The 20,248-nt window shown below is 44.4% G+C and carries 18 protein-coding genes and 1 riboswitch; of the genes, 13 read left to right on the forward strand and 5 right to left on the reverse strand.

Translation table 11 applies throughout. The features are described 5' to 3' along the window. Positions 1-129: 129 nt before the first annotated feature. Genes VF412_RS06790 through VF412_RS06805 form a run of 4 tightly spaced genes read left to right on the forward strand, consistent with a single transcriptional unit; the run spans position 130 to position 2,962 of the window. Complete coding sequence (locus VF412_RS06790) at positions 130-759, forward strand: hypothetical protein (protein ID WP_331338466.1); 630 nt, start codon at positions 130-132, stop codon at positions 757-759. 46 nt (positions 760-805) lie between these two features. Beyond that, positions 806-1,897: a TIGR04552 family protein gene (locus VF412_RS06795; protein ID WP_331338467.1), complete on the forward strand. Its 1,092-nt coding sequence runs from the start codon at positions 806-808 to the stop codon at positions 1,895-1,897. 9 nt (positions 1,898-1,906) lie between these two features. Then, the gene (locus VF412_RS06800) at positions 1,907-2,641 is read left to right on the forward strand and encodes a lysophospholipid acyltransferase family protein (protein ID WP_331338468.1); all 735 of its coding nucleotides are present in this window, start codon (positions 1,907-1,909) and stop codon (positions 2,639-2,641) included. A gap of 27 nt (positions 2,642-2,668) precedes the next feature. Beyond that, on the forward strand, positions 2,669-2,962 hold the full coding sequence (locus tag VF412_RS06805; protein WP_331338469.1) for a DUF962 domain-containing protein: 294 nt from the start codon (positions 2,669-2,671) through the stop codon (positions 2,960-2,962). 15 nt (positions 2,963-2,977) lie between these two features. Here VF412_RS06805 and VF412_RS06810 read toward each other — a convergent pair whose 3' ends face one another. Further along, positions 2,978-4,345, reverse strand: coding sequence for a hypothetical protein (locus VF412_RS06810; RefSeq protein ID WP_331338470.1), 1,368 nt, complete (start codon positions 4,343-4,345; stop codon positions 2,978-2,980). A gap of 119 nt (positions 4,346-4,464) precedes the next feature. On the opposite strand from VF412_RS06810, the gene VF412_RS06815 reads away from it, so the two are divergent. The 5 genes from VF412_RS06815 to VF412_RS06835 all read left to right on the forward strand — a co-directional run bounded on the left by VF412_RS06815 (position 4,465) and on the right by VF412_RS06835 (position 10,379). Further along, positions 4,465-5,325 carry a 3-hydroxybutyryl-CoA dehydrogenase gene (locus tag VF412_RS06815; protein WP_331338471.1) on the forward strand — a complete coding sequence of 287 codons (861 nt, stop codon included), beginning with the start codon at positions 4,465-4,467 and terminating at the stop codon, positions 5,323-5,325. 15 nt (positions 5,326-5,340) lie between these two features. Further along, positions 5,341-5,916: an outer membrane beta-barrel protein gene (locus VF412_RS06820; RefSeq protein WP_331338472.1), complete on the forward strand. Its 576-nt coding sequence runs from the start codon at positions 5,341-5,343 to the stop codon at positions 5,914-5,916. 64 nt (positions 5,917-5,980) lie between these two features. After that, complete coding sequence (locus tag VF412_RS06825; RefSeq protein ID WP_331338473.1) at positions 5,981-6,778, forward strand: enoyl-CoA hydratase/isomerase family protein; 798 nt, start codon at positions 5,981-5,983, stop codon at positions 6,776-6,778. A gap of 14 nt (positions 6,779-6,792) precedes the next feature. Beyond that, complete coding sequence (gene icmF, locus VF412_RS06830; protein WP_331338474.1) at positions 6,793-10,032, forward strand: fused isobutyryl-CoA mutase/GTPase IcmF; 3,240 nt, start codon at positions 6,793-6,795, stop codon at positions 10,030-10,032. A gap of 104 nt (positions 10,033-10,136) precedes the next feature. Continuing rightward, entirely contained in the window at positions 10,137-10,379 is a 243-nt protein-coding gene (locus tag VF412_RS06835; RefSeq protein ID WP_331338475.1) for a GlsB/YeaQ/YmgE family stress response membrane protein, read from the forward strand. Position 10,380: 1 nt separating this feature from the next. Here the strand turns inward: VF412_RS06835 and VF412_RS06840 are convergent, their stop codons facing one another. Then, positions 10,381-11,508 carry a hypothetical protein gene (locus VF412_RS06840; RefSeq protein WP_331338476.1) on the reverse strand — a complete coding sequence of 376 codons (1,128 nt, stop codon included), beginning with the start codon at positions 11,506-11,508 and terminating at the stop codon, positions 10,381-10,383. A gap of 46 nt (positions 11,509-11,554) precedes the next feature. After that, on the reverse strand, positions 11,555-12,148 hold the full coding sequence (locus tag VF412_RS06845; protein ID WP_331338477.1) for a fused DSP-PTPase phosphatase/NAD kinase-like protein: 594 nt from the start codon (positions 12,146-12,148) through the stop codon (positions 11,555-11,557). A 163-nt stretch (positions 12,149-12,311) separates the two neighbouring features. Between VF412_RS06845 and VF412_RS06850 the strand changes: the two genes are divergently transcribed. The 4 genes from VF412_RS06850 to VF412_RS06865 all read left to right on the forward strand — a co-directional run bounded on the left by VF412_RS06850 (position 12,312) and on the right by VF412_RS06865 (position 15,867). Further along, on the forward strand, positions 12,312-12,986 hold the full coding sequence (locus tag VF412_RS06850) for a response regulator transcription factor (protein ID WP_331338478.1): 675 nt from the start codon (positions 12,312-12,314) through the stop codon (positions 12,984-12,986). An 85-nt stretch (positions 12,987-13,071) separates the two neighbouring features. Continuing rightward, a complete protein-coding gene (locus tag VF412_RS06855; RefSeq protein ID WP_331338479.1) occupies positions 13,072-14,385 on the forward strand; it encodes a HAMP domain-containing sensor histidine kinase in 1,314 nt (437 codons plus the stop codon). Between the two features lie 57 nt (positions 14,386-14,442). Continuing rightward, positions 14,443-14,538: riboswitch (purine riboswitch) on the forward strand. Then, positions 14,534-14,980 carry a DUF3465 domain-containing protein gene (locus VF412_RS06860; protein WP_331338480.1) on the forward strand — a complete coding sequence of 149 codons (447 nt, stop codon included), beginning with the start codon at positions 14,534-14,536 and terminating at the stop codon, positions 14,978-14,980. It overlaps the preceding riboswitch by 5 nt. 35 nt (positions 14,981-15,015) lie before the next feature. Continuing rightward, a complete protein-coding gene (locus VF412_RS06865; protein WP_331338481.1) occupies positions 15,016-15,867 on the forward strand; it encodes a DNA/RNA non-specific endonuclease in 852 nt (283 codons plus the stop codon). 17 nt (positions 15,868-15,884) lie between these two features. Here the strand turns inward: VF412_RS06865 and VF412_RS06870 are convergent, their stop codons facing one another. After that, the gene (locus VF412_RS06870; RefSeq protein ID WP_331338482.1) at positions 15,885-18,923 is read right to left on the reverse strand and encodes an efflux RND transporter permease subunit; all 3,039 of its coding nucleotides are present in this window, start codon (positions 18,921-18,923) and stop codon (positions 15,885-15,887) included. Then, complete coding sequence (locus VF412_RS06875) at positions 18,916-20,202, reverse strand: TolC family protein (protein WP_331338483.1); 1,287 nt, start codon at positions 20,200-20,202, stop codon at positions 18,916-18,918. The genes VF412_RS06870 and VF412_RS06875 overlap by 8 nt, the downstream gene beginning before the upstream one ends. Positions 20,203-20,248: the final 46 nt, after the last annotated feature.

The following is a 20,248-nucleotide window of genomic DNA, read 5'->3' on the forward strand; positions in this document are numbered from 1 at the left end:
CACTCGCGCACCGGAATTGTCACTTCTGGGAACTGTGTTTCAGGGCGAAACATATTGAGTGTGCCAAGTCCGCTATATTGATTCTTTGTTGGTCTAAGCCTTGCCTTAGTACATTGGCAGGAGGCTACCATGAAACAATCAATCCTTTCAAAAATGCTCTTCGGCTCGCTAGTGGCGGCATCAGTGATGATGACTGCTTGTGCGAAGCAGGATGGGTCATCAGTGCGTGTGGCAAATCGTGGTGGCGCCATCGTTTCGGGTAGCGGCAGCAGCCTTCCTGATAACACAGCTACTTGCTCTAACGGCCAAACAGGCACGGGCACTTTAAGTGCGACAACAAATGCAGTTTTGGCTCTTGTATCTGCGACCATCAGTCCGCAAAGTTTTGGCAATATCTGTAAGGTCAACTTCAGTGCGGTTCTTCAATATGATAGCGCGGGCAATATCGTTGCTTCAGGCTCCACAGTATTGATTCAAATCGTAGATGACTGGGTTGGGCAAGTTCTTAATGGTAAGACCATTGCTCCGTATGAAATTGAGTTTACGAATGCTTCCAGCGGTGTCTACAACCGCGCATCAGGTGCATTCCAAGCAACTTTCGCGGATGCTTACGGCAGCTTTATCTTAACTGGGACAGTGAGTGGTGCAACAGCATCAGGCAGCGTTTACTTCCAAAATACAGTAGCAGTTGATGGATATTCTCCTGTTGGTGGTCAATTGGGTACATTCACAATCCCTACGTCGACATTGATGAAGTAAGGCGCCGCGTCTTGCTTCAGCCCCTGTCGAGTTTGAAGATAGGGGCATGCCTCAACGTTTCATTTTCGATTCTTCTATTCTGAGTTCAGTTGTTGGTGGCCGTTCGGCCATTGATATTCCAAAACTCTCTATTCATTCCCTTGAGGCTGCCAGTTCTTTTCTTCTTTCCTATGGCTTCGATACACAGTCTCAATCAGAAGTTGAAAAACTAGGCTACTATCATCGCCGCGCATTGGTTTTGATGGTGGAAAAGTTGGGCTTTAAAGAAGAGGAAATCCCGGAAGTCTTCCGTGATTTGCGACAGCTCGGGGACGTTCGCAAACTTTTAATTTACGCAAGTTCTTCGGACCCAGATCAATTGGAAATGCAACGCTGGGCCTGTGCGATTCTTCGTTGTATGCACGTTTTCGTGCATGCCGAGAACGATTTGTTTAGTTCATTCTCGGAAGAGATTCAGTCGCAGATTCTAACTCCATTTCAAGATTGCATTCTTCACGACGGCAACACTCATAGAACATTTCTTAAGCACGAAACCAGTGGTCTTGAACCTGTCGAGCTTTTGGGTTTTGAGGTGAAGCCTTTCAAGACTTCTTCTAGTACTGTGATCAAACTTCTGGCGAAGCCAGACGCGCTAGCGATGAAGATTTTTGATAAATTGGGCGTGCGTTTTGTGACTCGCAATTTATTTGATACGTTTCAAGTCGTTAGGTTTTTGATTCGCGAAAACGTGATCAGCTTTCCGCACATTATGCCGGATCAAAGTTCGAACAATCTTTATCCTGTCGACGTTTTTATACAGGTCTGTGATGATTTGGCTCATCGTTTGGATATTTTGGATGAAAAAACCATTCAAGAGGCTTTTGACCAAAAGCTCATCGAGCTTGGTGATAAAGTTCAGTACCTTCGCAAAGAGAATTTTTTCTCGGGTGAGGATTATCGTTTTATTAAATTTATTTCCCGCAAATTGATCCATATTAAACCTCAGGGTGGCAAAGAGGCGTTTAGCTTTTTCTATCCTTACGAAGTGCAGATTATGGATCAGGCCGCTCATCAAAGAATTCTTTCGGGCCCGTCCCAACACCAGGCCTATAAAGAAAGACAGAGAGCTGCGGCCCGCAAGCGTCTTTTTCCTGAATAGAGTTCAACCATGTTTTTAAAGTTATTATCTTATCCACGTTCTTTGATTGGTGTGATTCTTTTGCCGATCCATACATGCCTTTGCGCAACGGCGATGATTTTAGTGAATTTAATTTTTAACAATCGCAAGTGGGAAGACCACATTGTTGAATTTTGGACTCGTAACTGCTGTCGTATGTTCGGTGTGAAGGTCCAAGTGAAGGGCTTGGAAAATCGTCCTGCGGGTGGTTTTTTGTATGTGTTTAATCACACAAGCTTCTTCGATATCTTCGCTATGAACGGCTGGTTGGGAAGCTTCCGTTTTGGTGCGAAGATTGAGCTTTTCAAAATTCCTGTTTTCGGTGCCGGCATGAGACGGGCAGGGATTTTGCCCATTGCTCGCGATCGCCGCGAAGAGGTCTTTAAGGTCTACCAGGCAGCGGAGGCGCGCATCAAAGCGGGGGAGCGATTCGCCCTTGCCCCCGAGGGAACTCGTCAAAAGACAGAGCGTTTAGGTTCGTTTAAATCGGGACCATTTATTTTTGCTATCAACGCCAAGGCCCCCATTGTTCCGGTGATTGTTAAAGGGGCTGCGGCAATTATGCCGAAAGGCTACTGGATTCCAAACTGGGGCGTCTGGAGTCGCACAATTACACTGGAAGTATTGCCTGCTGTGCAGACAGAAGGATATGCTATAGAGAGTAGACCACAGCTTCAAGAGAGGGTCCGCAATATGATGGCGCCTTATTTCCAAGAGCCGGTCTGATCGCTGACGTAGGAAAGGAATTTGACCATGAAAACATTCGCAGAATTTTGGCCATTTTATCTTTCAGAGCATTCTAATCCGATAAATCGTCGCTTGCATTTCTGCGGAACCTTATTGGTTCATCTTATCGTGGTCTATTTACTTATGACTCAGCAATGGTTTCTCGCATGGGCCTTGCCAATCGTGGGGTATGGTTTTGCCTGGGTGGGCCATTTTATCATTGAAAAAAATCGTCCAGCGACCTTCAAACACCCTTTATGGAGTTTGATCGGCGACTTCAAAATGTTTTATCTGATGTTGCAGGGAAAACTCTGGCGTTAATTCGCGGTTTGCCGATTAGTTTTTGATAACGCTCCAAGAGCCGCCTTCGAGCGAGCTTCTGAGTTTCACTTTTGAAATTCCAGTGTCGACATAAATCTGAACTTGCGAGTTTGGCAAAGCTTCGATTTGTGTCAAACGTAACAGGCGTGAATTGCGGTGATAAGCGCCTTCGATAGCGCTTGCGATTTGATCCCAGCGAATGAAGGGATCGAAGCTTTTACCTTCGTTATTAGACTTGTAAGAGCCCACGAACCAGGTCCCATTCGGATGAATGTTCACTGGATAATTTTTCTTTCCAAATTGCGGAATCAGCGTCCAGGTCAAACCATCTTCCGTGCGATAAACCCCTTCGGAAGAAACCAGACCGCGCAATGAGTTTTTATTCTCGAATGCCAGGGAATAGATTTCGCGTTTCATGAGTTCATCAGTGGTGATGGTCGTCGCGGATTTTGGTTCTTCTTCGACTAAAAGATTGCTTTTTTTCCACCACACCTCGCCGTGACCATCAAGGCGGCTGATAGCCCAGACATTGGCTTCCGGCTTGATGATTTCGACTCGTGAGTGGATCTGTGGTCCCGTGGCACGAGAAGTTCTGATGACGATGCCGCGATGTTGGTTGGGGGCAAAGCCTAAAATATCTTTCAGTGGAATTTGTTGTCCTGTCGTGGTGACAAGCATGTCTCCGTTACGATAGTTGACCGTGATCCAATTGCTTTTCACCGAGTATGCAAGGTTCGCAAAGTCAGCACGAGATACAAAGTTATTGATATCCGCGTATCCAATTTGATTTTCGAATTGGATTTTTAAAAATCCTTTTTCAATAGCAAGAGGAATCACACGTCGTAGGCGAGGGAGGGTGGTCACAATGCCAGACGGAATTTCGGGGCGCTTGCGCAGATAAGTATCGATGACATTTACGAACACGCCCGTATCTTCGTGACGAGCCTGCAGAAGGTGAAGAGGAACCCACCCCTGAGCTTTGCCGTTTTTTTCTTTGACACGAGCCCAGTAAGAATCCGTTTCAAGAATTTCCAAAGTGGACTTTGGCGATAAAGACTTTACGGATTTAGCATCACGGCGGTTGTCGGCTAAGATTTCGCAGGCAGTTTTGGTGTCGACAAAACGGGCCGTTTGAATGTCGCGAAGGATTTGATCGCTTTCCAGATTGTAGGTTTTGCGATCCCAATTCACTTGGTACGAGAATTCGATTTCTGTGTGTACCATCTTGCTTTCAAGCTCAGTTCGACTCGCCTGGCCAGAAGGGAAAAGGGACTGCTTGGAACGAAAAAACGACAGCGCAGAGCTGGCATCGGTGCCCAAAGCCGCGTGGCCCAGGGGGCTCAGAAGTAAAAGAGTCGAAACACCCAAAAACAAAGAACGCATTTCTCTATTTTGAGGGCTTCGCCAAGGTGCTCTCAAGACCAGAACTTTTGACCTCAGGCCTAAAGTTAGATACGACTCTAGAGCTAATAATTTAAAACACGCATGACACGGAGGGTAAAGTGGATATCAAACTAATCGGCATCGTTGGCGCAGGTCAAATGGGTAACGGCATCGCTCAAGTAGCGGCTAATTTCGGTTTCAACGTTATCATGATGGACGTAAACGGCACTGCTCTTGAAAAAGGCATGGCGACAATCTCTGGAAGTTGCGATCGCATTATTAAAAAAAATGGAATGACAGAGGCTGATAAGGCCGCTCTTCTCGGTCGTATTAAAACGGCTCAAGAGGCAGCCGCGTTGAAAGATTGCGATATCGTGATCGAAGCTGCCACCGAGAACATCGATCTGAAATTGAAAATCTTCAAAGATCTAGATGCGAACGTGAAACCAGGTGCTTTGTTGGTATCTAACACGTCTTCAATCTCGATCACTAAAATCGCCGCTGTGACGAAACGTCCAGATAAAGTAGCTGGCATGCACTTCATGAATCCAGTTCCTTTGATGAAACTTGTGGAAGGTATCCGCGGTTTGCAAACTTCAGATGAAACTTTCAAAGCGGTAAAAGCGTTGGCAGAAAAAATGGACAAAGTTTTCGTAGAGTCTGTGAAAGACATGCCAGGCTTTATTGTAAACCGCATCTTGATGCCAATGATCAACGAAGCTGTGTACACTCTTCATGAAGGTATCGCTTCAGTAGAGTCTATCGACAGCGCGATGAAATTGGGAACAAACCAACCTATGGGACCATTGACGTTGGCGGACTTCATCGGTCTTGATACATGCCTTGCGATCATGAACGTGCTTCATGATGGTTTGGGTGATTCTAAATACCGTCCATGTCCATTGCTTGTGAAATACGTTGAAGCAGGCTGGTTGGGTCGTAAATCAGGTCGTGGTTTCTACGACTATTCTCAAAAATAATTTTAGAGGACTGATATGAAGAATCTCTTTTTTGCTTTTTTGATGCTTCTTGGTCTTTCAGCCCACGCGCAGGAAACTGCGCCTGAAGCGAATCCATCTCGCTGGCATTTTCTGGAAGTGGCTTTGGGCGTGGGAAGTACTCGCCACTCGGGTTATCTTTCAGATAAAAGAACATCTGGAGATTTCGATTTGTCTCTGCATTATTACACTCCAGGGGATCGCGGTTTCTGGGAGATTTTTATCGCAGGAACTAAGACGGAAGCGGGTTCTGATTTCTCGTTGCCAGAAGGTAAAGACATCAAAATCGGCATCGTGGGGATTGGTCCAAATATTTTGTTCCATCCATCGGATGCATGGAATATTGGTATCGGTGTTGGTTTTGCCAACGTCAGCGTGAACGGAGATGATCCATCTGATAACTCTCGCACGTTTGGGACATTTTATTGGAGCGGCCAAGTTCATTACGTGTTGAATGATCATTGGAAGCTTTTCTATTTAACTCGTTGGATGAATACGACAGAGAAATACAACGGCTCTACAACGTTCTGGGAAATGTGGACGAACAATCTTGGTGTGTCTTATAGATTTTAGATCGGCAGCGACTGATAAAGCTGAAACGCTGGAAGGTGTTTGAGCTGAAACAAAGGATATTGAAATGAATCTTTCTTTTAAAACTCTTCTTCTTGAACAAAAAGCCGGTGGTGTGTGGGTTTTAACCATCAACCGTCCTGAGGCTTTGAATGCGTTGAATTCGACTGTGTTGAACGAGATGGCGGATGCCCTTCGTCAGATTGGCGAAATGGCCTATGCAGATGCTCGGGCACTAGTTATCACAGGCGCCGGTGAAAAGGCTTTTGTTGCTGGCGCTGATATCAAAGAAATTCACGATCTAGATGAAGAAAAGGCATTTACGTTCGCACAACGTGGCCAAAGTATTTTCCATGAACTTTCATTGCTTAAAATTCCAGTAATTGCCGCCGTAAACGGTTTCGCGTTGGGTGGCGGATGTGAGTTGGCTTTAGGTTGTGACTTTATTTATGCTTCTGAAAACGCAAAATTCGGTTTGCCTGAAGTAAGTCTAGGTCTAATTCCTGGCTTCGGTGGAACGGTTCGCATGTCACGTGCGGTGGGGCAGCGCAAGGCTCGCGAATTGACGTACACGGGTGGTATGATCACTGCGGCAGAAGCTCTGGATGCGGGACTTGTGAATAAAGTCGTCCCTGCGGCAGAGTTGATGGCTGCTGTTATGAAGACAGTTGAAGCGATTTTGTCCAAAGCTCCATTAGCTGTGACCTCTTCAAAAGTATCTATCAACCAGGCATGGGATATGGATGTTGAAGAAGCGCAAAAGAACGAAGCAAAAATCTTTGCGGAACTATTCAACTCTGAAGATGTCAAAGAAGGCACTGGTGCCTTTATTGAAAAACGCAAAGCGAACTTTAAAGGCGAATAGGCCTCGGTATTTTTATGGCATATACACCAAAGCATCCCGTTAGAATTGTAACTGCAGCAGCTCTTTTTGATGGCCACGACGCTGCAATTAATATCATGCGCCGAATTCTTCAAGATATGGGCGCGGAAGTTATTCACCTTGGTCACAATCGCTCTGTAAGTGATGTTGTGAAAGCGGCTTTGCAAGAAGGCGCTCAAGGTATTTGCATCAGCTCATATCAAGGCGGTCATATGGAGTACTTCAAGTACATGCATGACCTTTTGAAAGAAGCGGGCGCTGGCTATGTAAAAATCTACGGCGGTGGCGGTGGTGTCATCGTTCATGATGAAAAGCGTGAACTTGAAGCCTATGGTATTGCACAAATTTTCCATCCCGACGACGGCCGTCGTTTGGGTTTGGAAGGCATGATTGAAATGGTTGTGCGCGGTTGCGATTTCGACGTTCTTGAAAAACAAAAAGAATTTAAGACAAAAGCAAACATCTTCAAAGGTGACACAGTTCCTTCCGTGGAGTTGGGTGTCGCGTTGACAGCCATTGAAAATGGTCACAAAGATGTCTCTTTGAACGCCTTCGGTCTGGAGTCTTTCAAAGCGAAAAATCAACCTCTGGTTTTGGGTATTACTGGAACGGGTGGGGCCGGTAAGTCCTCTTTGATTGACGAGATGGTTCAACGTTATTTGAACGCGTATCCAACGAAAAAAATCGCCGTCGTCTGCGTAGATCCATCAAAGCGCAAAACCGGCGGATCGCTTCTAGGCGATCGTATTCGTATGAACTCGTTGTCACGCAATCGTGTCTACATGCGTTCGGTGGCGTCTCGTGGTTCAGGTCGCGAAATCGCGTCCTCCCTGCCTGAAATCTTGAAATTCGTAAAACAACTGGATTTTGATTTGATCATCGCTGAAACATCGGGGATCGGTCAGGGCAATATGGCGATCACGGAAGTCAGTGATTTGTCTATGTATGTGATGACATCGGACTTCGGTGCTCAATCACAGCTTGAGAAAATCGACATGATCGATTTCGCGGATTTGATTGCTGTGAATAAAGCAGACCGTCGCGGTGCTTTGGACGCTCTTCGTGACGTCACGAAACAGTACAAACGCTCTCGTAAGATCTTTGACGAGAAAGTTGAAGTGCCTGTTTATTTGACTCAAGCGTCTCAATTCAACGATGGCGGCGTGAACAGATTGTTCTTTAAGCTTGCCGACATTTTAGAAGAAAAGCAGAAAGGCCACTGGATTGTGGATGCGGCTCACAAGGCAAACATCTTGTCGGCGGAAGAGCACGGAATTATCCCAGCGGATCGTCAAAACTATTTGGCAGAAATCGTTTCCACGATTCATAAATACAAAAAACGCACCGAAGTTTTGGCTGAAGAGGCTTCAAAATTGGGTGGCCTACATAAAGTAGCGCCGATGCTTGGAACATCTCCGGAACAGGTGAAGAAAATTCAAGCTCAATTGGAATCTGAATTCACAGCTGAAGAACTTGAATCACTTAAGAACTACGATGATCTTGTAAAAAGATATTCTGGTGACGAGCTTGTGTTCCAAGTTCGTGATAAAGAACTTCGTCAGCCATTGACTCGTGAATCTCTAAGCGGAACCAAGATCCGCCGCGTGGTCGTTCCAAAGATGAAAGACTGGGGCGATCGCTTCAGATACTTGAAGCTTGAAAACGTTCCAGGTGAATTCCCGTTTACGGCGGGTGTATTCCCGTTGAAGCGCGCCGATGAAGATCCTAAGCGTATGTTTGCGGGCGAGGGAACACCGGAGCGTACAAATCGTCGCTTCCATTATCTTACAAAAGGCGAAACAGCACATCGCTTGTCGACAGCTTTTGACTCTGTAACTTTGTATGGTCAAGACCCTGATCAGCGTCCAGATATCTTCGGTAAAGTGGGCGAGTCGGGCGTTAGCATCTGTACCTTGGATGACATGAAAAAGCTTTATGCGGGCTTTGATTTGGTAAATCCAAATACATCTGTCAGTATGACAATCAACGGGCCGGCTCCGATGATCCTGGCCTTCTATTTCAATACAGCTATCGATCAGCAAGTTGGCAAGAAAGAAGCAGAGCTAGGTCGAAAATTGACTGAAGAAGAATGGACAGATGTTGCGATCTGGACTCTTCAGCAAGTGCGCGGAACAGTTCAAGCGGATATCTTGAAGGAAGACCAAGGACAGAATACTTGCATCTTCTCTATTAATTTTGCATTGAAAATGATGGGTGATATTGCGGAATTCTTTGTGAAGCAAAAAATCCGTAACTTCTATTCCGTTTCAATTTCTGGCTACCACATTGCGGAAGCGGGTGCGAATCCGATTTCTCAATTAGCATTTACGTTGTCGAATGGTTTCACGTTCGTAGAATACTATCTATCACGTGGCTTGAAAGTGGACGATTTTGCTCCGAACTTGAGCTTCTTCTTCAGTAACGGTCTAGACCCTGAGTACTCAGTCCTAGGACGTGTGGCTCGTCGTATCTGGGCTGTGGCGATGCGCGATCTTTATAAAGCAAACGATCGCTCGCAAAAGCTGAAATACCACATTCAAACATCAGGTCGCTCATTGCATGCTCAAGAAATTGATTTCAATGACATCCGCACCACTTTGCAGGCATTGATTGCACTTTATGATAACTGCAACAGCTTGCACACGAACGCGTATGACGAAGCGATCACGACTCCGACAGAAGAATCTGTTCGTCGTGCTATGGCGATTCAGCTGATTATTAACCGCGAATTCGGTATGACCATGAATGAAAACCCAATGCAGGGATCTTACTTCATGGATGAGCTGACAGACTTGGTTGAAGAAGCCGTTTTGAATGAATTTAAAAAAATCAACGAGCGCGGCGGTGTTCTTGGCGCGATGGAAACTCAATATCAAAGATCTAAAATCCAGGAAGAATCTTTGTATTATGAACGCCTCAAGCATGACGGCACTTTGCCAATCATTGGTGTGAATACATTCATCGATCCGAAAACAATGGCGGCGGACTATGTGCCTCCGAAAATTGAGTTGGCTCGCGCCTCTTACGAAGAGAAAAACCAGCAACTTGATAATGTTCATAAGTTCCAGGAAAACCATCACACAGATGGCGAACGCGAACTGAAAAAGTTGAAAGATACAGTTTTAAACGGCGGCAACATCTTCGCAGCTCTGATGAGCGCAGCAAGACACTGCAGCCTGTATCAAATGACCCAAGCCCTCTACGAAGTAGGCGGCCAGTACCGCCGAAATCTATAAAAGGTACGCCGTACCTTTTTGCGATGCTTGATGTTAAATGGTGATAAAAGACAAAGGGACCGTCGGGGTCCTTTTGTTTAGGATAATCTTTCAGGGAGGCTGTAGTGCATTTGTTGTGGACTCTTCTTATCGGTTTTATCGTGGGTGTGGTTGCGAAATTTTTTATGCCTGGTAAAAATGGCGGCGGCATTATCATCACCACTCTTCTTGGAATCATCGGCGCTTTTGTAGGAACTTATATCGGTCAGTGGCTCGGTTGGTATCAGCCAGGCGAGACAGCAGGATTTATCGCCTCTGTTTTCGGAGCCATGATCGTTTTGCTATTTGCAAAGATGCTAGCTCGCTAACCTAATTTAAAGCAGGGTCGTTTAGAAGCATTTGAATTCGTTGTTCTGCCCAAGAGATTTCCTCGAGAGCCTTCGTTTTTATTTGCGTACGAATATTGCCATCAGCATCCAGGCCTGACAGAGCGAGCGATGCTTTCGAATAAGCAGCTTGCTTTACTTTGTATGTAATCTTGAAAGTTCCATCGAGGTCAAAGTTGGCCTTTTCAATTTCTTCTTTTTCTATAGATTCGCGAAGGTTCTTTAAAACAATCTGAGATTTTACCGCGAAGGACTTTAGGAACTGAACTTTCCATAGCAATTCTTTTTGACGATAGGATTCTAAAGCGGGTTTGCTCGTGCCAGCGGTTTCCAGAGTTTCGTTAAGGGTCTTCGTTGGATTTTGCATCAGACGGATTTCCCGCAGATAAGATTCTAGCTCATCCATGCTGGCAAAGTCAGAATAAGGCTCTTTATTCGTGGCCTCCGATTTCAACGTAAAGCGAGACAGAGAATGTTCGCCACCTAAGACCTTTTGATATTCAAACGCGTGCTGCATTTCATGGCGAAGGATATCGGACAAGCCTAAATAGCGAAAAGAAATTGCCGAATAACTGAAAGTGATCGAATTGTTGAGGGGATTGAAAAAACCTCCGGTTTGTCCTTGAGATAAATTCAGTAATGGATCGAAGATCAGGCGAACTTGCTTACGGGTTTTAAGTTCAAAACCTTTTAAGAGTTTCGCATTCGTATCGCGAGCTTGATCTACGGTGACAGTGTAGAGCGAATAGGTTGCCCCGTCCCAATGAGCTGAGTCTGGATTGGAGGGGACTTTTTTTTCTATTTTTACGTAAGTTATGCCAGCTTTGTCGAAATACTCGTCAGTGACGAGTTCCAGGTTTTGCAGACGTTGTTGAAGATCTCTTTTGCTGACAAGACGTGAGCGACCGGCAACATCCTGATAAAAGTCCAAATAGGCGTTATTGAACTTGCGAACAAGATTGTACATCTCCAGAGGGGTTGTTTCATTTTGAGAAAATACTTGCGAGCACTGAAGGGCGGCCTCTGCAGAAACAGAAAATGTCATCCCATTGAGTAAAAGCGCGACAGCCAGAAACCAAGTCGCGGCTTTAAATCGTTTTGAATAGGTCATGAGGAGAGCTATTTCAAAACTTATACCTGGTGTCGACTAATTAAACTTAGTAATTTTTTGTTTCATCCCAATAGAATTCATTCAGCTCGTGAGTGAAGATCGCATGGATCGTATCGTGGCCGAATTCTTCCATTTGCTCATAGGCGGCCTGTGGTGTCCAACCTTGGATAAAGACTTGATACAAAGCTACGACTAAACCTGTGCGATCAGCACCATGTTCGCAGTGAATATAAAGTGGCTGATTTTTCGGGTCTTGGATGAACTTCACAAGAAAGTTAATTTGTTGTGCTTCAAGCGTCGTGACGTCGCTTAGGGAGTCCAAAGGGACATTGATGAAGTTCATTCCCAGGTGTTCAACATTTTCTTTTTCTGCTTGAATCATTGCAGGCGCTTCACCTGGTTCCATGCGTGAGACAATCCAACGAAGAGAGGCGTTGTTAAGGTCTCCTCCTTGAAGATTGATAACGGTTTTTACGCCAAGATTTTTAAGGTAAGTCAGGCCCGCGGCATCTGGGCGAGCTCCGCGATAGAGTCCTTCACCGAATGTATGAAAATTTACGATGGGCGGAGTTTGAGTGGTTTGTGCGTAGGTCGGGAAGCTTAAAAAGAGAGACAATAAAGCGATAGCTAGAACGTCCATTAAACACCTCGTCCCACAGCGGGATGTGAGGCACTATACGGGTTTAGCATTACATAAGGATTACGCCACAATTAAATGCCCCTAAAATCGCAAAAAATTCATAAAATTAGATACTTGTGAGGGGTTTCATGCTATTCCTGGCAAAGCGGATCGGGAGCATTTCATGAAGATTCTTATTGTCGAAGACGATAAAAAGATTTCGGAATTTTTGGCGAAGGGCCTTAAAGAGGCTGGCTATCTGATCGAGCACGCCTCTGATGGCGAAGAGGGGTTAGCGAAAGCTGTGGGTCTTTCCTTTGACCTTGTTATTCTGGATTTGATGCTGCCAAAGTTATCCGGTCTAGATCTATTGCAAAAGATACGCTCGCAAAAAATCATGGCTCCGGTTTTGATCTTAAGTGCAAAGCACTCGGTGGATGATCGTGTCTCAGGATTGCAAAGTGGTGGTGATGATTACATGGTGAAGCCATTTGCTTTCACAGAGCTTCTCGCCCGTGTAGAAGCACTTCTAAGAAGATCACCTAAAAGTTTGGATGTTTCAAAACTTCAGTTTGAAGATTTGGTTTTGGATCTAAAAACCAAAGAGGTCACAAGAAGCAATAAGCGTATTGAACTTCACGCCAAAGAATTTTCATTGCTCGAGTACTTCCTAAGAAATCCCGGCCAGGTCTTATCTAAAACACAAATTCTTGAAAAAGTCTGGAGCTACGACTTCGATCCGCAGACCAATGTCGTCGATGTTTTAGTTTGCCGACTTCGCAATAAAATCGATAAAGACTTTGACGATAAGACCATTCATACGATCCGAGGCATGGGCTATGTCCTTAAAAAGGATTAATATCGCCTTTAAAAGTCTGAGTAGCAGACTTGCCTTTTCTTATTTGATTTTTTTCCTGATCAGTACGTCCCTTATTTTTGGAGTTTTGGTTTTTTTAACCGAAGACTTTCTTGAGCAAAAAGATCACGATATTATCGAGGCTCGCTTCCAACAATATCAACAATTGTACGAGCGGGACGGTCTTTCTGCCCTAAAAAAAATTAATACTGATACAACTTTAAGAACTCAGTCAGCACGCTTTTTAATCTATCTTAAAGATCCACAGGGGAAGCCGGTCTTTTTACATTTGCCTGAAGAGATCGAGAATTTCGTGGTCGCAGATTTAGAAAAGGCCCTCCGAGACAGGCCTCTACCTCAAAAACCGACTTGGTTTAATGTGGCATCAAAAGATGGGGATGAAGATGCCATGGAAGTTCGTGGTGCCAAGCTTGATAGTGGCTACTATCTTCATGTCGGTTCAAGAACGGACAGTCGTGACGAAGTCATTGAGCGCATTATTCAAATTCTTACATTGATGCTTTTGCCATTCCTGGGGCTTGCAATCTGGGGAGCCTTCTTTATTGCGAAGCGGTCACTCAGACCTGTGCGCAACTTAGTGGACACTGTGACAAAAATTAAAAATGGCGAACTGTCTTCCCGGGTCCCTCTGCATGAAGCAGAGGATGAGCTTTATGAGTTGGGTTCGCTCTTTAATGAAATGATCGAACGTCTTGAAGGCCTTGTGAATGCGATGAAGGATACTTTGGATAACGTGGCTCACGACTTAAAAACTCCGATCACACGTTTAAAGGCCTCCGGGGAGTTGGCGCTAAAAAGTAATAACCAAGCAGAGATCAAGAACGCCTTGGTTGAAGCCATTGAAAATTCAGAAGAGATTCAGAAACTAATTCGCACTATCATGGCCGTGTCGGAAATCAGCGCAAATACGGCCCGCTTACAAAAAGAACGTTTTGATTTGCAGCAAGTAATTGCAGAGGTGATCGAAGTTTATTTCTTTGTAGCCGAGAGTAAATCAATTTCTGTTCACTTTGCCGGCGTTGATTCTTTAATGTTTGAAGGAGATCGCGTTTTAATCAAACAGGCGATTGCCAATCTATTAGATAATGCTTTGAAGTATTCTTCGGAGGGCCGAGACGTTTCCATCACCCTTATGCACGAGGGAAAGAATGCGATCATAAAAATCAAAGATCAGGGAGTAGGAATCAGTGATTCCGACCTTCCACGTATCTGGGAGCGTCTGTACCGCGCGGATAAAAGCCGCCATGAGCCAGGGTTGGGATTAGGGCTTAGTCTGGTGAAGGCCATTATTGAAGCTCACCATGGTGCCATCGCCGTGGATTCTCACCTCAATGAGGGTTCTACGTTTGTAATTACGTTGCCATGCGCCATTACTGAATGATTGCACCACAATTAAATGTCCCGATCTGACCGAGTTCTGACGTGACAGACAACTTGCAAAAATGATCGTATGGCCCCGCGTATATGCTTCGAATAGGCGAAGCGTTTCTACCGGGCACCAGAATGCCCGTCTACGAAGAGGGGGAAGTATGAACTTCAAGTTCATGAGTATTGTGTTTCTAGTATTATCGGGAACAAGCTACAGCTTTGCGCAAACTACGGATCATCCAGGAAAGATCACTGATGATTCGGCATTGGTGGCAGCGGTACAAAGCCGTCATAACGTGTTCTATGTGGAAGCAGGAAATCTGACTGTAACGCAGATTCTTCCAGATGATACGACGGGGTTGCCGCATCAAAAGTGGGTCGCGCAGTTGTCAAATGGTTCGACAATTCAAGTTATTTATAATTCAGATATGGGCACGCGTGTTCCGGTTAAAGTTGGCGATAAGTTTGGTGTAGGTGGTCAGTATATTCAAACGGGAAGTACGGGTTTGATTCACTGGCTTCATGATGACCCTAGACATACACGCCCCGATGGTTATGTTTATTTGAACGGCGTTGTCTACGGCGACACGGATCACGAAGATAATTAAATAGTTTCATTTTAAGAATTCAAGAAGGAAGTCTTATGAAAAATGCGAAACTGTTTTTATTAAGTGCTTTAATTTTTGCTTCGGCCGGGATGGCAGAAGCAAAAATTGAAGCGGTGATTGGTCCGGTGGCTTTAAAAAGCAACTTGAATGTTGCGGGCTTCATTCCTGAGGTCAGTGACGACGAAGTTATTATCTCTCGTGATCAATATGTGATTTCTTATAATAAAACACGGCGCTCGCCCAACTGGGTCGAGTGGCAGTTGGAAGCAAAAGATATTGGTTCAACACCACGAACTGATATTTTTGCCGTGGATCCCGATTTGCAAAAATATTTGGTGGATTCAGGAAGTAAGGATACTCCTGTGGATCCGTCTGAGTATTTAGATAGTTGCTTTGATCGTGGGCATCAGATTCCGTCGAAAGATCGCTCTAGTAGTGCAAAAAATAACGCTCAAACATTCATGATGAGTAATATGCTGCCACAAACGGCGTATTTGAATCGGGTGATTTGGGAGCATCTTGAGCAATACACCAGAGATCTTGTACAGAAAAATAATAAGAAGGTTTTTGTCATCGCAGGGCCTGTTTATGACGAGGATTTCGGATTTATCGGACCTCATCACGACATACCAGTTCCTTCGAAAAACTTTAAAATCATCTTAGTCCTTGATGCAAATCAAACCGCTGCAGATATAAATCCACAGACGGAGTTGATTGCAGTGATGATGCCGAATGTGTTCCAGGATGGCAGTAAACCAGCCGCGGGGCATTGCTTAACTGAGACGCCGGCTCGCTCTTATAATACCAGTGACTGGGAAGTTTATAAAACTACGGTTGCTGAGATTCAAAAGGTGACAGGGATAAAGTTTACGGCTTCAATTCCTTGATTTTTAAAAGGCCCGCATTACGCGGGCCTTTTTTCTTTTTTTAAAACTGAATAGCATAAAGGCATCACCAAAATGGTGGTGTAGATTGCTCCGAAAAGTCCCGCGATAATTGCAATAGAAAATGGTCTTAAAATCTCGTCTCCGTTAGCAAGTCCAATGGCAATAGGAATAAATCCCGCCATGGCGGCAAGGTTTGTCATTAAGATAGGTCTGATTCTATGGCGCATTCCTTCAATCAGCGAATATCTAAAGTCATGGGTTTTATTCAATTCTTCAATGGCAGAGAGAGCCATAAAGCTATTTGCGACAGCAATTCCTGTCACAGATATAAGCCCCGAGAATGACGAAACGTCTAAAGGAATTTGCATCACCACAAGTCCCACAAGACCTACGGTCGGTGGGATGAGCGCACAGATAGTCAACGCAAGGGATGTACGCAAACTATTTGAGAAGAACAAGGACATCACAAAAATAATTCCAAGACCCGTCAGGAAAGCCAAAATTAGTTCATGAAAAGATCGCTGTTGATTCTGATATTCACCGGCAAGTTCGGCAGTGATGTCTTTGTTCGCAAGCTTTTTAAGAACCGTTTGAATGTCATTCACAACACTTCCCAAATCACGACCTGCAATTTCCGCAGTTAACACTTGGACCGGATTTCCATCAAGATGAGTGCTTTCCACTCGGGCCAGCGATTGTTCGACTTTGCCTAAAGTGCCTAATTTTTCAAGCCCCCCTTTGTTTGTATAAATCGGCAAATCCGCCAAATTATTTCTTTGATAGTCATCTTGAATGCGCAAGCGCACCGGAATGGATTGGGGGCCCATCTGAATTGTACTGGAATCAATCGAAAACAAAGCAAATCGGGCATCATTATTAATATCGGAAGGGTTCAGCTCAAGAAGACGGCTTTTTCGCTCGTCGATAGAGTAAATAAACTCCATGGATTTTTCAGGCTCTTCAATGCGAAGGGAATCAAGGCCTTTTATTCCCGATAAAGCTTCTTTATAGTCATCAGCCGCTTTTTGTAAGGCCTCTTCATCGTCACCATGCAAGTACAGAACGATAGGTTTTGAATTTCCGCTCAAGTCATTCAAACGATCAGGAAGAATTTGGAAGAGATCAAATTCGAAACCTTTAACAAGATTTCCTATTTGGCTATTTAGTTGATCACGCAAAGTGAAGACGTCTTTCTTTCTGTCTTTTTTTAGTTTTACGACAAACTCGCCAAGATAAGGGGGCTTGTTTGCTTCGCCGAGAGCCGTACCAATTTTGCGAATAAAGAAATCCACCTCGGGAACAGTATGGAGATAATCCTCGAGAGGTTTTAATTTTTGAATAGTCGCCTTTAGATTCATAGGCGATTCGGCGCGGAAGTCGATGACAAGATCTCCTTCATCCCATTCTGGCAAGAATCCCGATTTAGCCCATGGCAAAGTGACCAGGCCTAACAGAGGTGCCACAAGTAAGACGAGCGCAAACATTTTTGGCTTTTCGAGCAGACATTTTAAAAGTCGAGTATAACCTTCATAGCGGTTTGAGTCTGCGGCAAGAGTGTCTTGATACTTTAATTGATGGCGCGCTTTTCCGAACAGCAAAATGAGACCGGGTACAACCAGAATAGCTAGAATGATCGAAATGATCAATGAAGAGCCATGAACTGATGCCATGGGTTCAAAGAACATTCCTGAAACCCCTGACAGATATCCGATCGGGGTGAAGACAAAGGCAATCGTCAGGGTGCCAAAGATCATCGGTTTAATCACAGACTTTAAAACTGCAAGCAAGATATCTGAAGAGGAAAGCTCTGGATGTAAAGATTTGCGATGATGATACATCTCAAGAATGATGACGGTGTTATCAACCACTAAACCAATGGCGGCAGTTAAGCCGCCCAAGGTCATTAAGTTGATCGTGAGATGAAGTCCTTTCATTGCAAGGAAGGTGAATGTTGCAGCTAAGGGCATCACAATTAAGGCGAAGGCACTGTAACGTAAGTTTTTGAGGAAAATAAAAGTCACAAGTCCAATGATAACCATTCCGACAAGAAGGTCGATCAGGACAGCATTTGTTGCCGTGTCCGTAAAATCGTTCAAATCCCAACTGCGAAAAGTGTAGTCGCCCTTGTTTTCGTCGATAATGTTGGCGATCGAAGCTTTGATCGCTCGAGACGTCGTCTGTTGGTTGATATTGGTTTGATAAAATATATCAAGGGCTACGCATTCTTGTCCGCTCAGTGTGAGCTGTTGAGTTTTCCATGCGTCACGTAGCTCAATTTTAGAAAGATCGCGAAGAGTGACTTGTTTTCCTAAGTTCGAATCCACAACGATCGAAGAAAGATCATCGGTATTTTTTGCGAACTTCCCGCCAAAAGCTAAGACCTCAGATTCAGACCCTTGAACGGGCCCTAGGAAATCGACGTTATTTGAGTTCTTAAGGCGGTCGCTGATTTCCGTGACAGTGATGTTATGTGCTGCCATCTTTTTGGGATCCAGCATCACACTGTACTCTGGAGTATCACCTCCGATGACATTGACATTATAGATTCCGGGAATCACCAAGATTTGAGGCTTGACGGTGTACTCAACAAATTTGCGAAGATCTCGGGTGCTTTTTGTTTTTGAAGTAAAACAGTATTCCGCTGAAGGGAAGGCCGCTGCTGTGATGGGTCTGACGGAAATTTGTGCAGCCGCTGGGATTAAAGCTCGGGCCTCGGCGATTTTAGCATTCACTCTTTGCACAGCGCTTGTGATTTCTTGATCCTCATTTAAAAAGATATCAATGGTGGATAGACCGCGACTGCTTGTGGATTTAACTAAACGAACGCCGGGAACAGATCTAAGCTCTTTTTCTAAAATGGAAGTGATTCCCCATTCCATATTTTGCAAGGGCGTATAGCCCATATTCACTTCAACCACGACACGGGGATAGTTGACCTCGGGAAACAGACTGCGAGGCATGGTCAGAAATACTTTAATGCCAAGAATTCCAACGAAGATCGCAAGAACAAGTAGGGCCGTATGACGTTGGAGAATTTGTTTTAAAAAATTATTCATGGCTAGGGTTTCCGCTTAAATATTCGAGATCGGCTTCCGCATTCTGAATTAAAAGATGATTAGCAAGAACGGCACGACTTGATTGCAGATATTTTTGAAAGATGTCCAGAGTGCCCAGTGAATCAATGCGTTTTTGCGAATAAAGTTTGAAGGCTTTATCCATAAGTTTTTTAGATTGATCTTCTGTTGATAGAAGACCCTTTTCCTGGCTTTTTAAAAGAGTGCGATTTGTAATAGCGGTCTTCAACATCGTTTTATAATCTGCAATGCTTTTCTCCATCTGACTTTGTGCCTTAAGTGTTTTTGATTTCAATTGTGATTTAGTCTGGCCGCGAACTAGGAAATCTCCTAAGGGGATGGAAATCCCAACCTCATCCATTGTGTTAGGGCCATCTGAAGAAGGAAATGTGGGCCATTGACGTTGTTCGCGCACGAAAACTTGCGGAAGGGGAAAGCCGATAAAGCCGTCATATTCTAATTTTGCAGAGTTGTAGTCATGACTTAAACTATCTAGGATCGCCTTATCACTATAAGAATCCACGTCAGAGATCTGAGGAATGGAATTTAAATTTCCAGAGTCACTATCGGCTGTTGTCACTTGGTTTTTAAGAGTCTTTACATCCAACGTTGTCAGATTAGAGAGAGTCAAATAGAGGCCTTCCTCTTCAGCAACTCTTCCCTCCAGGTCTGAAGACAAAATATTTCTTTGAATATTGAATTGCTCCATTTCCAGAGAGTTATTTAGGCCCAAAGCTTTTTGTCGCTTTAAAATACCGTCTGTTTTATCAAACTGTGAGATCATTGCGTTGAGTTCCGTTTTCTCTTTTTCGATCTCTAAAATAGCAAAATAGGTTTTCTTGATATTGCGAATGATGTCTCTTTGTACAAGCTTCTTTTGAATTTTTGAGAAATAGAGACCTTCGGCCGCCAGGGCAGACTCGGGCCCAAAGACCTTTTGCAAATCATAGGTCAATGTTAAAGAAATATTTGGGTTATCGCCATTATTCGAAGTAGGACCGTTGATGCCAACGTAAGGCTGAGAGAATTTGAAATTCTGATAACTTGCGGCTAAATCCAACTGTGGCGTAAATTTTTGCACTCGGGCTAATGTGGCATTTTCTTTTTGCAAATCCTCTTCGGATTGGGAAACTTTGGTATCAGGCGATTTTTCCAAACCTGCTTCAATCAAACCGCGAAGGCCGGGCTTTAAAGTTTGTCCCAATGAAATCTGTGGAGCGGCAAATACCAAAAGCAATAGGGAAACGAGGGTGTGGTTCACAAAGGCCATCCTTCTGAAATTTCTCCCTCAGCCTATCAAACAGCTT

This window comes from Bdellovibrio sp. (assembly GCF_036384735.1).
Lineage (GTDB): Bacteria > Bdellovibrionota > Bdellovibrionia > Bdellovibrionales > Bdellovibrionaceae > Bdellovibrio.

Bases quoted from the DNA above. Each gene is read 5' to 3' on its own strand.
- VF412_RS06790 (WP_331338466.1), top strand. From the start codon at position 130: ATGAAACAATCAATCCTTTCAAAAATGCTCTTCGGCTCGCTAGTGGCG.
- VF412_RS06795 (WP_331338467.1), top strand. From the start codon at position 806: ATGCCTCAACGTTTCATTTTCGATTCTTCTATTCTGAGTTCAGTTGTT.
- VF412_RS06800 (WP_331338468.1), top strand. From the start codon at position 1,907: ATGTTTTTAAAGTTATTATCTTATCCACGTTCTTTGATTGGTGTGATT.
- VF412_RS06805 (WP_331338469.1), top strand. From the start codon at position 2,669: ATGAAAACATTCGCAGAATTTTGGCCATTTTATCTTTCAGAGCATTCT.
- VF412_RS06810 (WP_331338470.1), bottom strand. From the start codon at position 4,345: ATGCGTTCTTTGTTTTTGGGTGTTTCGACTCTTTTACTTCTGAGCCCC.
- VF412_RS06820 (WP_331338472.1), top strand. From the start codon at position 5,341: ATGAAGAATCTCTTTTTTGCTTTTTTGATGCTTCTTGGTCTTTCAGCC.
- VF412_RS06825 (WP_331338473.1), top strand. From the start codon at position 5,981: ATGAATCTTTCTTTTAAAACTCTTCTTCTTGAACAAAAAGCCGGTGGT.
- icmF (WP_331338474.1), top strand. From the start codon at position 6,793: ATGGCATATACACCAAAGCATCCCGTTAGAATTGTAACTGCAGCAGCT.
- VF412_RS06840 (WP_331338476.1), bottom strand. From the start codon at position 11,508: ATGACCTATTCAAAACGATTTAAAGCCGCGACTTGGTTTCTGGCTGTC.
- VF412_RS06845 (WP_331338477.1), bottom strand. From the start codon at position 12,148: ATGGACGTTCTAGCTATCGCTTTATTGTCTCTCTTTTTAAGCTTCCCG.
- VF412_RS06850 (WP_331338478.1), top strand. From the start codon at position 12,312: ATGAAGATTCTTATTGTCGAAGACGATAAAAAGATTTCGGAATTTTTG.
- VF412_RS06860 (WP_331338480.1), top strand. From the start codon at position 14,534: ATGAACTTCAAGTTCATGAGTATTGTGTTTCTAGTATTATCGGGAACA.
- VF412_RS06865 (WP_331338481.1), top strand. From the start codon at position 15,016: ATGAAAAATGCGAAACTGTTTTTATTAAGTGCTTTAATTTTTGCTTCG.
- VF412_RS06870 (WP_331338482.1), bottom strand. From the start codon at position 18,923: ATGAATAATTTTTTAAAACAAATTCTCCAACGTCATACGGCCCTACTT.